Source organism: Exiguobacterium sp. s40 (assembly GCF_018617905.1).
GTDB lineage: Bacteria > Bacillota > Bacilli > Exiguobacteriales > Exiguobacteriaceae > Exiguobacterium > Exiguobacterium mexicanum_A.
In genome coordinates this window covers 1-283 of the sequence record NZ_JACSLC010000039.1, presented here as the reverse complement: position 1 = coordinate 283, position 283 = coordinate 1, and the positions used below count along the sequence as shown (strand labels likewise).

Below are 283 nucleotides of genomic sequence, written 5' to 3'. Positions count from 1 at the left end.
GGTTCTCGTCGACGATGCGTCGCGACAGCTTGTGGAGGAAGTCGTTGCGCCGGTTTTTGACCTGCTCATGCTTCTTCGCGAGGAGGAGCGACACGAAGAATTTGCCCGTTCTCGTCATCGACACGGTTGCCGAGCGGATCTCGCCGTCGAAGCCGCGGTGCTGTGTGAACCGGATGAACCCGACCTTCGGGAGCCGGACTTTTCCCGCCTCGATGCGGATCGTGCCGTGCTGGTTGTTCGTCGTGTAGGACGCGCGCGATTTCCGTCTCGACTTGAACACCGG

1 pseudogene is annotated in these 283 nt (G+C 61.1%); it reads right to left on the bottom strand.

The annotated features are described in order from the left end of the window. A pseudogene (locus tag KNP02_RS14765) lies at positions 1 to 283 on the bottom strand (hypothetical protein); the annotation flags it as partial.